The following is a 13,050-nucleotide window of genomic DNA, read 5'->3' on the forward strand; positions in this document are numbered from 1 at the left end:
GTGCGATGAACGTGCCTAGAAACGTGCTGTGGTTTGAAGTGCTGCTCTATCTCTCGCTGACGCTGGATGCGTTGTCGGTGGCGTTCCAGGACCGCACGCCGAACAATGAGATGACCGATCAGATGATCATGGTGGCGACGCTGATGGCTGGCGGCATGATCCTGCTGCTGATGTATTTCGTCTGGCTCGCCGCGCAGCACCGCAAGAACTGGCCGCGCTGGGCGCTGGCCGCGGCGCTGGTGCTGTCGGTGATCTCCCTGGTGCAGGTGATCGGCGACCGCGGCGTGGAGCTCGACAGCGGCATCGAGGTGGTGTCCTGCATCCTAACCACGGCCGGGCTCTATTTCTCCTTCACCGGCGATGCGCAGGGCTGGTTCAACGCGTAGCGCTGCTACCGTCATTCCGGGATGGTCCGAAGGACCAGACCGCAGATGCACAATTGTGCATCGGGGAATCTCGAGATTCTCAGGCGCGCAACTCCGCGCCGTAGTTCCATGCTTCGCATCGCCCCGGAATGACGCTGGTGGGGACGCGCGCGTTCCGTCGGAATCCTGTAAAGTTTCTTCATGGAATGGACCGACGAAGGCATCGTGCTGGGCGTGCGGCGGCATGGCGAATCCTCCGCCATCGTCGAGCTGTTGACGCGCGAGCATGGTCGCCATCTCGGCCTGGTGCGCGGCGGCGCCAGCTCGCGGATGCGGCCGCTGCTGCAGCCCGGTAACAACGTCACCGCGGTGTGGCGGGCGCGGCTCGACGAGCATCTCGGCATGTATGCGATCGAGGGCACGCGGCTGCGCGCGGCGACGCTGCTCGGCTCGTCGCACGGCGTCTATGGCGTCACGCATCTGGCCGCGCTGGCGCGGCTACTGCCGGAACGCGATCCCCATCAAGAGATCTACGAGATGCTGCAGTGGACACTCGACGATTTCGAGGATGCCGGCATCGCCGCGGTGCATGTGATCCGGTTCGAGCTGGCGATGCTGGCCGAGCTCGGCTTCGGGCTCGATCTGCAGACCTGCGCGGCCACCGGCGCGACCACCGAGCTGGTCTATGTCTCGCCGAAATCCGGCGGCGCAGTGTCGCGCGCAGCCGGCGAGCCGTGGCGCGACCGCCTGCTGCCATTGCCGGCCTTCCTGCGCGACGGCGACGGCGGTGCGAATGCCTGGTCTGAGCAGGACCTGCTCGACGGCTTCCAGATCACCGGCCTGTTCCTGCTCCGCCACGTGCTGGAGCCGCGCGGGCAGGGCCATTCCGATGCCCGTGACGGGTTTATCAACGCGGTGACGAAGCGGCGGACCAGGGCACCGGTTCCGTAGGCCGGATTCGGGGCCTAAATTGCCGCTGATTCGCGTCTTGCCCGATTCACCGTCCCGGTTTAACGCCTCCCCATGGGAAAACGACAGCTACCGCCGGAAGAGCCGGCCGAAATCCATGAGGTGCCGCTGCGTGATGCGCTCGAGGAGCGCTATCTCGCCTATGCGCTCTCGACCATCATGCATCGGGCGCTGCCGAACGCCCGCGACGGGCTGAAGCCGGTGCACCGGCGCATCTTGTACGGCATGCGGCTGTTGCGGCTCGATCCAGGGACCGCCTTCAAGAAATCAGCGAAGATCGTCGGCGATGTGATGGGTTCGTTCCATCCGCATGGCGACCAGGCGATCTATGACGCCATGGTGCGTCTGGCGCAGGACTTCAGCTCGCGATATCCGCTGGTCGACGGTCAGGGCAATTTCGGCAATATCGACGGCGATAACCCGGCCGCTTACCGCTACACCGAAGCGCGCATGACCGAGGTCGCGCGGCTGCTGCTGGACGGCATCGACGAGGACGGCGTCGAGTTCCGCGCCAATTACGACGGCCAGTCGAAAGAGCCGGTGGTGCTGCCGGGCGGCTTTCCGAACCTGCTTGCCAATGGCGCGCAAGGCATCGCCGTCGGCATGGCGACCGCCATTCCCCCGCACAATGCCGCCGAGCTCTGCGATGCGGCGCTGCATCTGATCGACAAGCCCGACGCGAAGTCGAAGGCGCTGCTGAAATGGGTCAAGGGCCCGGACTTCCCGACCGGCGGCATCGTCGTCGATCCCAAGGAAGCGATTATCGAGGCCTACACGACGGGCCGCGGCTCGTTCCGCACCCGTGCGCGCTGGTCGGTGGAAGAGGGCGCCCGCGGCACGTGGGTGGTGGTCGTCACCGAAATTCCGTGGCTGGTGCAGAAGTCGCGCCTCCACGAGAAGATCATCGAGCTGCTGGAGCAGAAGAAGCTGCCGCTGGTCGGCGACGTCCGCGACGAATCGGCGGAGGACATCCGCCTCGTCATCGAGCCGAAGTCGCGCACGGTCGATCCTGCCCTGATGATGGAGTCGCTGTTCCGGCTGACCGAGCTGGAAAGCAGGATCTCGCTGAACCTTAACGTGCTGATCAAGGGCCGCATCCCGAAGGTGGTCGGCCTTGCCGAAGCCCTGCGCGAATGGCTCGACCATTTGCGCGACGTGCTGATCCGCCGCTCCAATTTCCGCAAGGGCGAGATCGAGCACCGGCTCGAAGTGCTCGGCGGGCAGCTGATCGCCTATCTGAACCTCGACAGGGTGATCAAGATCATCCGCACCGAGGACGAGCCGAAGCCGGTCTTGATGAAGACCTTCAAGCTGTCAGAGATCCAGGCCGAGTCGATCCTCAACATGCGCCTGCGCAACTTGCGTCGGCTGGAGGAGATGGAGATCCGCAACGAGGATAAGGAGTTGCGGAAGGAGCTGAAGGGTATCGAGGGCCTGCTCGGGTCGGAAGCGCAGCAATGGGCAAAGGTCGGCGAGCAGGTCACAAAGGTCCGCGACATTTTCGGGCCCAAGACTCCGCTCGGCAAGCGCCGCACCACCTTTGCCGACGCGCCGGAGCATGATCTCGCCGGGATCGAGGAGGCCTTCGTCGAGCGCGAGCCGTGCACCGTGGTGATCTCCGAGAAGGGCTGGGTGCGAACGCTGAAGGGCCATGTCGCCGATCTCTCCGGCCTTGCCTTCAAGACCGACGACAAGCTCGATCACGCCTTCTTCGCCGAGACAACGTCCAAGCTGTTGCTGTTTGCCACCAACGGCAAGTTCTACTCGCTCGACGTCGCGAAGCTGCCGGGTGGGCGCGGCCATGGCGAGCCGATCCGCATGTTCATCGACCTCGAGCAGGACGCGGCAATCGTCGCGCTGTTCGTCAACAAGGGCGAGCGCAAGTTCCTGATCGCGAGCAGCGAGGGGCAGGGCTTCATCGTCAAGGAGGAGGACTGCGTCGGCAACACCCGCAAAGGCAAGCAGGTGCTCAATGTGGAGATGCCGAACGAGGCCCGCGCGATCACCACCGTGATCGGCGACACCGTTGCCGTGATCGGCACCAACCACAAGATGGTGCTATTCGGTCTCGACCAGGTGCCGGAGATGGCGCGCGGTCGCGGCGTACGCTTGCAGAAATACACCAGTGCGGCGCTGTCCGATGTCGCGGTGTTCGATTCCAAGACAGGCCTGACCTGGAAGGATTCCGCCGGCCGCGACCACAGCATGAACATGAAGGAACTGGCCGACTGGCGCGGCAATCGCGCCGATGCCGGCCGGCTCGCCCACGGCCTGCCGAAGTCGAACAAGTTCAATCGCGGCGTGGAGTAAGTAAAACCTGTAGCACGGATGGAGCCAACGGGGCGCGCGAATGCGCGCCCGATGACAGGCTCCGCGAAATCCGGGAATCGTCTCCAAATGCACAGCAGCCCCGGATTGCGCTACGCTCCATCCGGGCTACGTTTTGGCCGAGCGCGGTGTGATAGTATCCACATTTCGCCGCGCCTATAACCATCGCCGAGGACATCCATCAGGGTGACGGTTGCCAGGCCAATGGCGCATCATCATCACGATCATGATCACGACGGTCATGCCCACGGGCACTCTCATGGGCATGCCGGGCACAGCCACGCGCCCGACAGTTTCGGGACAGCGTTCGCGATCGGCGCGTCGCTGAACACGGCATTCGTCGTCGCGGAACTGATCTTCGGCTATAGCGCCAACTCGCTGGCGCTGGTCTCGGACGCCGTTCACAACTTCTCCGACGTGATCGCCTTGCTGCTGGCCTGGGCCGGGGCATGGCTTGCGGGCAAGCGGCCGACCGATACCCACACCTATGGCTATCGCAGGGCGTCGATACTGGCAGCGCTTGTCAATGCCGGACTGTTGCTGATCGCCGTCGGGGGCATCGCGGCCGAGGCGATCAACCGCTTGCGCGAACCGGTCGAGGTGGCGAGCTGGACCGTGGTCTGGGTCGCGGCGCTCGGCATCCTCATCAATGGCGGCACCGCGCTCTTGTTCATGCGCGGCCGCCACACGGACCTGAATGTTCGCGGCGCCTATCTGCACATGGCGGCGGATGCCGCCGTCTCGCTAGGAGTCGTCGTCGCCGCGCTTCTGATCATGGCGACCGGATGGCAGTGGCTCGACCCGGCGATCAGTCTCGTCATCGCGCTGGTCGTGTTGGTGAGCGGCTGGGAACTGGCGCGCGACAGCGTCAACCTGGCGCTCGACGCGGTGCCGAAGGGCATCGATCTCAAGGCGGTGAGGGACCATCTGCTGACGCTCGAGGGTGTCACGGAGGTTCACGATCTGCACATCTGGGCGATGAGCACGAGCGAGACCGCACTGACCGCGCATCTGGTTCGCCCCGGCGGCCATGATGATGCCTTCCTGCATCACGCCTGCGCGGAACTCTCGCACCGGTTCGGCATCCATCACGCGACGCTGCAGGTCGAGATCAGCAGCGCGACTTGCCGGCTGGCGCCGGCGGAGATGGTGTAAGGGGCGGGCGGCCGTGGCGGCGTAACCGGCTATCCCAGCGGTGCGGATGGTGTGGTCGTTGGCGGCGCAGCGGGCGCCTGTTTCGGCTTCAGCGTGCCGGCATAGAACGACAGGGTGAACACTAGGATCAGGCACACCAAATAGACCGCATAGGATTGCGGCGGCTTGATCGCCCATTGCACGAAGCGTTGGACCGGAGAGGTCGGGCCGGTATCGTTGTCCATGGCGTTTTGTGCGCGAAAGCCGCCACAAAGGGAAGCGCAAATCGGCAGACCTCAACCGCTGGCATTCCGCGGAAAACGTCATGCTGCAGGCTTGCATTGCGGCATCCGGATTCGCACTTGTTGGTGACCCGCGGCCCGGCCTTGGCCTGGCGCGCGGACACGAGCCTTCCTCCCACACGAATCGCCCGGCATAATCCCCCCATGGAACTGACGTCGCGTTTGCGCCTGACGAACTGGCTGGTCAGCCAGGGTCTCAAGGGCTTGCCCGAAAACGACCTGCTGCGCGGCTTCTGCGAGGGCTGCCGGGCCGAAGGCCTTTACGTGTCGCGCGGGATGGTCTTCATCGATACGCTGCACCCGATTTTCGAGGGCCGCGGCTTTCGCTGGAACGATGCCGAGACCAACGAGAGCGCCGCGTTCGAATATGGTTCGACCAATGAGGGCGAAGCTGCGGACGCCTGGCGGAATTCAATCTTCTATCACATGCTCGAACACGGCCATCAGGAGCTGTCGATCGACTTCGCCAACCGTGCAGTTTACAACTTCAAGTTTATGGGCGAACTCGCCGACAAGGGTCACAAGCACCTGGTGGCCTATGTGCACCAGTTCGGCGAGGCAGGCACCATGGGGCAGATGGACTGCGTCTATTCCTACTGGACCACCCGGCGCGACGAGGGCTTCGGTGCGCAGGGGCTTGCGGCGTTGCGCGACCTGGTGCCGGTGCTCGGGCTCGCGGTTAAATCGGCGGCACAAGTCGACATCGCCAGGACGCTCGGTCGGGTCTATCTCGGCCGCGACGCCGCCGAACAGGTGCTGCGTGGCCGGATCGCCCGCGGTGTCACCGAGCGCATCAATGCGGTGCTGTGGTTTTCCGACCTGCGCGGTTCGACCGCAATCAGCGAAAGCGTCGAGCCCGACGAGATAATTCCGTTCCTCAACGATTATGCGCAGGCCTCGATCGACGCCATCCATGATGCCGGCGGCGAGGTGCTGAAGCTCATCGGCGACGGTGTGCTGGCGATGTTCACCAACGAGAACATGGCGGTTGCCAAGCGTGCGGCGCTGCGCGCCGAGCATCGTTTCCGCCGCAACATGAACGCCCTCAATGCCCGCCGCGCCGGCGAGGCCCGGCCGACCACGACCGCCTATGTCGGCCTCCATGTCGGCGAGGTGTTCTACGGCAATATCGGCAGCGAGGACCGGCTCGATTTCACGGTGGTCGGACCCGCCGTCAACGAGGTTAGCAGGATTGCCTCGATGTGCGCCTCGGTCGACCGGGAATTGCTGACTTCGACGGCCTTCCGTACAGGTCTCGACGCCGCGGGCCGGAACTATCTGGTCTCCACCGGCCGCTTCGTGCTGCGCGGCATCGGCAACGCGCAGGATCTCTATACGCTCGATCCGGCCGTTGCCGCCGACGAGGTTGTCGGCGGCAAGTACGAACGGTACCTGGCAAGCTGAAGTCTCCCGTTATGTGCGGTGCGCTAAGGTTTGTACTCAATCAGATGTATAATTTTACGTGGAGATATGATTCAAGCTCTGCATTTGCGGGGCTTGGATCATGGCGGGCGAGTTTTGGTTGAATGATCGGCAGTGGGCAGCAATCGAGCCCTTGCTGCCGCAAAATCAGCCCGGCGCTCGTCGAGTCGATGATCGCCGCGTGATCAGTGGCATCATCCATGTGTTGAAGTCCGGCTGCCGCTGGCGCGATTGCCCGGCAGTGTTCGGCCCTTACACGACCGTCTACAATCGCTGGAACCGCTGGTCGCGGCGCGAGGTCTGGCGCAATCTGTTCGAAGCACTTCGGGGCCTGTCGCCCGATGACGACTTCCAGGCCATCGATTCCACGACCGCCAAGGCGCACCGTGCGGCGGCCGGTGGAAAAGGGGGGCGGAGGCTCAGGCCATCGGTCGTTCCCGCGGTGGCAGGACCACCAAGATCCACGCCGTCTGCGACAGTCTCGGACGCGCCATCGCGCTCGAAGTAACGCCAGGTCAGCGTGGTGACATCCGCGCGGCGCTGCCCCTGCTCAGCTCTCTGCCACCACCGCGTTGCTGTGCGGCCGACACGGCCTATGACGCGAACGAACTGCGGCAATTCCTCATCGAACGGGGAACAACCCCGGTCATCCCAAACAATCCCACCCGAAAACGCTTCCATCCGTTCGACCGCGCCGCATACAAGCGGCGCAACCTCGTCGAGCGCATGTTTTGCAGGCTCAAGGACTGGCGGCGCATTGCAACCCGCTATGACAAGCTCGCCAGAAACTTCCTCTCGGCCGTCAATCTTGCTGCCGCTATCATTTGGTGGACCTGATTGAGTCCGGACCTTAGCACCGCGCCGGCTCGCCGACCATGTCGGGCTGGCGCGTCAGCGACACCGCGGGCGACATCAGGATCACCAGCGCCTGCGCCGCGAAGATTGCGGCCGCGAGGTGGAGGCAGGCTTCGGCGCCGTAGAGACCGCCGACAATGGCGCCGAGCGCGGAGCCGAGCGGGCGGGCGCCGTAGCTCATGATGTTGATCGCCGAGACCCGGCCGAGCAGCGAGGGCGGGGTCACCGACTGCCGCAGGGTGGTGGTCGAGATCACCCACAGGATCGGGCCGACGCCGAGCAGGAAGAAGCTCAGGCCTGCGAGCAGCGGCGTCGGAAACCAGGTCGTCAGCGCCATCACGGCCGCTGCGACGAAGCCGGTCACCGGGCCGAGTCCGATCACGGTGCCGAACGCCAGCCGCTTCATCACGCGGGTCGCAAACAGCGCGCCGACCACCATGCCGACGCCGTACATTGCGAGCGTCGTGCCGACACCGGTCGCACTGAGTCCGAGATGGCGTACGGCATAGGGCACGAACACGGCGAGTAGGAGGAAGGAGGCGGTGTTGAAGATGAACTGGGTGATGAACACCGGCCGCAGCAGGGCGTGGTGCAGCACGAAGGCGGCGCCTTCCCTGATGTCCTGCAGCGGATGGCGCCGCGGCGCCGGCTGGCGCGCAGGTTCATAGATGCCGGCCAGCAGCACGACCGCGATCGCCGACAGCGCTGCGGCAAAGCCGAACGCAGGGGCAGCGCCGACCCAGCCGACCAGCACGCCGCCGAGCGCGGGACCGCTGGCAAAGGCCACGGTGCGTGCCAGTTCGATGCGGGCGTTTGCCGCCGGCAATTGCTGCGATGTCACGAGCGACGGCACCAGCGCGGGCGCAGCGACGCTGTAGGCGACCGTGCCGCAGACCGCGACGAAGCCGAGAAAAGCGAGCAAGGGCAGGGTCAGGAAGCCGAACCAGATCGACAGCAGGATGGTCGCGAGCGCGGCCGCGCGCAGCGCCTCGGAGCCCGCCATGACCCAGCGCCGCGACACGCGGTCGGCAAGCAGGCCTGCGGGAATTGCGAACAGGATGAAGGGCAGCGTCAGCGCGGTCTGCAGCAGGCCGGTCTGACCCTCGCCGACGCCGAGCAGCAGCACGGCGACAATGGGAGCCGCGGCCAGAGCAATCTGCTCGGCCGATTGCGCGGCGAGGTTAGACCAAGCCAGGCGGTTGAACGTGGCTGGCAGGTGATGCGTATCGGCGGACATGGCAGATTCCCTGAGAATTCGATCTAGCCATAGTGTGGTTTGAAGACGTCCCATCCCACCCGTTTCCCGACAACGCCAAAGCAAAGGCCCGTCGTGAGGCGGGCCCTTTCAATGCGGAGATCCAAGCCGGCTCAGGCCATCACTGCGGTTTGGGACCCGCGGCGATCTGACCTGTGATGGTGCCGACCAGCGGCTTGGTTGGAATGTGGTTTGGGGGCGCGGCGGTTCCGCGAGTTGCTGAGCGATAGCGTCTTCGTGAGCCTAGATGCAGTTGCAAATGAGTTGCATTTAGGGGACTGTTCAGCCATCTTTGGTGGTATGGATGCTCGATCGCCTGAAGTAACCGCTGTTTCTCGCCTCGACGCCCTGCCGGGTACTTCCGGCTGGCGCGGCGATGCCGGCCATGCCCGGAGCCTGCCGGAGGTGAATGCGACGGTCGCGGTGCCGAAGGGCGGGTTGTGGTGGCGGCGGCTGTTGGCGTTCGCCGGGCCGGGCTACCTGGTGTCGGTCGGCTATATGGACCCCGGCAACTGGGCCACCGACCTCGCCGGCGGTTCCAAGTTCGGCTACACGCTGCTGTCGGTCATCCTGCTCTCGAACCTGATGGCGATCCTGTTGCAGGCGCTTGCGGCGCGGCTCGGCATCGCCACCGACCGTGATCTGGCGCAGGCCTGCCGAGCGACCTATTCGCGGCCGGTAAATTTCCTGCTGTGGCTCGCCTGCGAGGCCGCCATCATCGCCTGCGACCTCGCCGAGGTGATTGGCACCGCGATCGCGCTCAAGCTGTTGTTCGGCATTCCCCTGATCGGCGGTGCGCTGCTTGCGGCGCTCGACGCCTTCCTGCTGCTGCTCCTGATGAACCGCGGCTTCCGTTTCCTCGAGGCTTTCGTGGTGGCGCTCCTGATCGTCATCGCGGTCTGCTTCGCAGTCCAGATCGCCGCCGCCGCGCCGCCGGTTGCCGCCGTGCTTGGTGGCTTCATGCCGTCGCGCGAGATCGTCACCGATCCGGAGATGCTCTACATCGCGATCGGCATCATCGGCGCCACCGTGATGCCGCATAACCTTTATCTGCATTCCTCGATCGTGCAGACCCGCGCCTATCCGCGCACCGAGGAAGGCCGGCGCGACGCGATCAAGTGGGCGACGCTCGATTCGACCATCGCGCTGATGCTGGCGCTGTTCGTCAACGGCGCGATCCTGGTGCTGGCGGCCGCGACCTTCCACAGGAGCGGCCATTCGGATGTCGCCGAGATCGATCAGGCCTTCGAGCTGCTGTCGCCGCTGCTCGGCCTCGGTATCGCCTCGACGCTGTTTGCGGTGGCGCTGCTCGCATCCGGCCTCAACTCCACGGTGACGGCGACGCTGGCCGGCCAGATCGTGATGCAGGGCTTTCTCGACCTGCGGCTGCCGGACTGGGCGCAGCGGCTGGTGACGCGCGGCATTGCGATCATCCCGGTCATCGCCGTTGCCGCGCTCTATGGCGAGAGCGGCACGGCACAGCTTCTGGTGCTGAGCCAAGTCGTGCTGTCGATGCAGCTGCCATTCGCGGTGATCCCGCTGGTGCGCTTCGTGTCCGACAAGCGCAAGATGGGCGCGTTCGCGATCTCCGCGCCGGTTGCGGCCGCGGCATGGATCGTGGCCGGCCTGATCGTGATCCTGAACCTGAACCTCTTGATCGATACGTTCTTCGGGTAACGAGGATCAGTCCTGCGGCTCCGCCAGCACCTCGCCGGCGGCGTCGACGCGCAGCCAGCCGCTTGGCGCGAGCCGCTCCTGCGGCAGGAAACGGCTCTTGTAGTCCATCTTCGTGGACCCCTCGATCCAGTAGCCGAGATAGACGTAGGGCAGGCCTTGCCGGCGGGCGCGGGCGATATGGTCGAGGATCATGAATGTGCCGAGCGAGCGGCTTTCCTGCGACGGCTCGAAGAACGAATAGACCATCGACAGCCCGTCGCTGAGCACATCCGTGAGCGCTACCGCCACCAGCTCGTCGCCACGGCCGGTGATGGCGCTGTCGGCGCTGCGCTTGCGGTATTCGATGATCCGCGTCTCGACATGGCTGTCCTCGACCATCATCGCGTAGTCGAGCACCGTCATGTCGGCCATGCCGCCGTTGCGGTGGCGGCGGTCGAGATAGGCGCGGAAGACCGAATATTGCTCGGAGGTCGGTACCGCGCTGCGTTGTTCGCCGACGATGTCGGCGTTCCGGGCCAGGACCTTGCGGAAATTGCGGGATGGGCGGAATTCGTTGGCGATCACCCGGACCGAGACGCAGGCGCGGCACTGGTCACAGGCCGGGCGGTAGGCGATCGACTGGCTGCGGCGGAAGCCGCCATGGGTCAGCAAGTCGTTGAGATCGCCCGCCTTATCGCCCACCAGATGCGTGAACACCTTGCGCTCATGACGGCCCGGCAGATAAGGGCAGGGCGAGGGCGCGGTCAGATAGAACTGCGGAGTATCACGCGAGTGCTGGGTCACGTCAGGTCGTCAGGCTCCACACAAAACAGGCAGCCGAATAAGCATCGCCCCACAAAGACTAACGGTCAATTGGTTTAGGCGGGCCTAATAGGCGCGCGCGGCCGGCGCCACTGGGGCCCGGACCGAGCTGTTGATAATGACGGTTCCGAGGATGATGTCGTGCAGCAGCCGGCGGCGGCCGTTGAACAGGCCGACCAGCAGGACCAGCGGCGACAGGAACGAGACCGTCACCCAGAACAGCACGGCATGGACGGCGCCGAGTGCGAAGTAGCCAGGGGCGCCGTACCAGGTGCGCAGTTCCAGATCCATCATCCGCATGCCGATGGTGGCTGAGTGAGGGCCGCCGATCGAGGCGCCGTAATACACGATCGCCCAGACGATCGAGGCCGGCGACACCAGCCAGAACAGTGCCCAGCCGAGGCCGAGCGTGACGATGCCGAAAATCGCGATGAACAGCACCGCGAGGATCACCGGCACCGAAAGCACCACGAGGTCGATCAAGAAAGCGAACACGCGTCGCGTTAGCACGCCGCGGAACAGTTCCGGCTGCGTCCATGGATCGAACGCGTGCGGTGGAACGCCGCCGTCGTTGCGCCAGGTGCCGCCGTCATTGCCGTAGGACATGACCAACCTCCGATGAGAGTCCCGAGCAGGAGATGGGAAGCTGCGTCTGGCCTGCCAAGGGGGGAGGGAGCCAATGGCGAATGGCGAATAGGGAACGCGCTTCCCCATCCGCTGCCCCTCAACTCGCCGCCTTGATCTTCTCCGCCGCCTTCGGTGCGAAATAGGTCAGGATGCCGTCGGCGCCGGCGCGCTTGAAGCCGACCAAGCTCTCCATCATCGCGCGCTCGCCGTCGATCCAGCCATTCGCGGCAGCGCCGGCGATCATCGCGTACTCGCCCGACACCTGGTACACGAAGGTCGGCATCGCGAAGGTGTCCTTTACGCGGCGCACGATGTCGAGATAGGGCATGCCCGGCTTCACCATCACCATGTCGGCGCCCTCGGCGATGTCGAGCTCGACCTCGCGCAGCGCCTCGTTGGAATTGGCGCTGTCCATTTGATAGGTGCGTTTGTCGCCGGTCAGCGTCTTGGCCGAGCCGATGGCGTCGCGGAACGGTCCGTAGAAGGCGGAGGCGTATTTCGCCGCGTAGGACATGATCTGGACGTCGCCGAAGCCGTTGTCGTCGAGCGCCTCGCGGATCGCGCCGACGCGGCCGTCCATCATGTCGGAGGGCGCGATCACGTCGCAGCCGGCCTCGGCCTGCGTCAGTGCCTGCTTCACCAGCACCGCAACCGTCTCATCGTTGAGGATCTTGCCGTCGGCGATCAGCCCGTCATGGCCGTGGCTGGTAAACGGATCGAGCGCGACGTCGCAGAGCACGCCGATATCGGGAAACTCCTTCTTGATCGCGCGCACCGACTGGCAGACGAGGTTGTCGGGATTGAGCGCCTCGGAGCCCTGCTCGTCGCGCAAGGACGGCTCGGTGAAGGGAAACAGCGCGATGCAGGGGATGTTGAGCTTGGCCGCGCGCTCGGCGTCGCGGACGATCTGGTCGACCGTGAGCCGTTCGACGCCGGGCATCGAGGCAACCGGCGTGCGGCTGTTGCGGCCGTCGACCACGAACATCGGCCAGATCAGATCGTCGGTCGTCAGCACGTTCTCGCGCACCAGCCGGCGCGCCCATTCCGATTTGCGGTTGCGACGCAGGCGGATCGTGAGGTCGAGCGACGACGAGGCGAGGGTATCGGCCTGGCGCCGCGGTGCATCGCGCGGTTCGATCGGGCGCCCGAATTTGATCGCCATGTCTTTGGTCTCCCCAACGGCCGACTGGGCCGGATCTGATATAATTCCATTTCTAGCATCTTTCAGGGGGCGCCGTCATTGCGCCGTTGGCGCCCTCGATTTGCCGCAACGGCAATTGATTTTGCGGCTACGGCGGGCCAAGACTGCCGCCAT

General features: G+C 65.0%; 11 protein-coding genes and 1 pseudogene. 7 read left to right on the forward strand and 5 right to left on the reverse strand.

What is annotated here, in order from left to right; all coding sequences use genetic code 11:
* Positions 1-5 precede the first annotated feature (5 nt).
* The 4 genes from MTX23_RS16105 to MTX23_RS16120 all read left to right on the forward strand — a co-directional run bounded on the left by MTX23_RS16105 (position 6) and on the right by MTX23_RS16120 (position 4,817).
* Positions 6-386: a hypothetical protein gene (locus MTX23_RS16105; RefSeq protein ID WP_280977657.1), complete on the forward strand. Its 381-nt coding sequence runs from the start codon at positions 6-8 to the stop codon at positions 384-386.
* Between the two features lie 180 nt (positions 387-566).
* A complete protein-coding gene (recO, locus tag MTX23_RS16110; protein ID WP_280977658.1) occupies positions 567-1,316 on the forward strand; it encodes a DNA repair protein RecO in 750 nt (249 codons plus the stop codon).
* Positions 1,317-1,388: 72 nt separating this feature from the next.
* Positions 1,389-3,644 carry a DNA topoisomerase IV subunit A gene (gene parC, locus MTX23_RS16115; protein ID WP_280977659.1) on the forward strand — a complete coding sequence of 752 codons (2,256 nt, stop codon included), beginning with the start codon at positions 1,389-1,391 and terminating at the stop codon, positions 3,642-3,644.
* A gap of 222 nt (positions 3,645-3,866) precedes the next feature.
* Positions 3,867-4,817, forward strand: coding sequence for a cation diffusion facilitator family transporter (locus tag MTX23_RS16120; RefSeq protein WP_280978093.1), 951 nt, complete (start codon positions 3,867-3,869; stop codon positions 4,815-4,817).
* A gap of 29 nt (positions 4,818-4,846) precedes the next feature.
* Here the strand turns inward: MTX23_RS16120 and MTX23_RS16125 are convergent, their stop codons facing one another.
* Complete coding sequence (locus MTX23_RS16125) at positions 4,847-5,041, reverse strand: hypothetical protein (protein ID WP_280977660.1); 195 nt, start codon at positions 5,039-5,041, stop codon at positions 4,847-4,849.
* 201 nt (positions 5,042-5,242) lie between these two features.
* Between MTX23_RS16125 and MTX23_RS16130 the strand changes: the two genes are divergently transcribed.
* Positions 5,243-6,502, forward strand: a complete 1,260-nt coding sequence (locus tag MTX23_RS16130; RefSeq protein WP_280977661.1) for an adenylate/guanylate cyclase domain-containing protein — start codon at positions 5,243-5,245, stop codon at positions 6,500-6,502.
* A gap of 100 nt (positions 6,503-6,602) precedes the next feature.
* Positions 6,603-7,357: pseudogene (locus tag MTX23_RS16135) on the forward strand (IS5 family transposase).
* Positions 7,358-7,370: 13 nt separating this feature from the next.
* On the opposite strand, the gene MTX23_RS16140 reads toward MTX23_RS16135, so the two are convergent.
* A complete protein-coding gene (locus tag MTX23_RS16140) occupies positions 7,371-8,612 on the reverse strand; it encodes an MFS transporter (RefSeq protein ID WP_280977662.1) in 1,242 nt (413 codons plus the stop codon).
* A gap of 318 nt (positions 8,613-8,930) precedes the next feature.
* Between MTX23_RS16140 and MTX23_RS16145 the strand changes: the two genes are divergently transcribed.
* Positions 8,931-10,307 (forward strand): Nramp family divalent metal transporter, encoded by a 1,377-nt coding sequence (locus tag MTX23_RS16145; protein WP_280977663.1) that lies wholly within the window; start codon positions 8,931-8,933, stop codon positions 10,305-10,307.
* Between the two features lie 6 nt (positions 10,308-10,313).
* Here the strand turns inward: MTX23_RS16145 and MTX23_RS16150 are convergent, their stop codons facing one another.
* From MTX23_RS16150 to hemB, 3 genes are all read right to left on the reverse strand, one after another.
* Positions 10,314-11,090: an arginyltransferase gene (locus tag MTX23_RS16150; protein ID WP_280977664.1), complete on the reverse strand. Its 777-nt coding sequence runs from the start codon at positions 11,088-11,090 to the stop codon at positions 10,314-10,316.
* Between the two features lie 84 nt (positions 11,091-11,174).
* On the reverse strand, positions 11,175-11,714 hold the full coding sequence (locus MTX23_RS16155) for an RDD family protein (protein ID WP_280977665.1): 540 nt from the start codon (positions 11,712-11,714) through the stop codon (positions 11,175-11,177).
* Positions 11,715-11,832: 118 nt separating this feature from the next.
* Entirely contained in the window at positions 11,833-12,897 is a 1,065-nt protein-coding gene (hemB, locus tag MTX23_RS16160; RefSeq protein WP_280977666.1) for a porphobilinogen synthase, read from the reverse strand.
* Positions 12,898-13,050 lie beyond the last annotated feature (153 nt).

It is taken from the genome of Bradyrhizobium sp. ISRA436, from assembly GCF_029910015.1.
Taxonomy (GTDB): domain Bacteria; phylum Pseudomonadota; class Alphaproteobacteria; order Rhizobiales; family Xanthobacteraceae; genus Bradyrhizobium.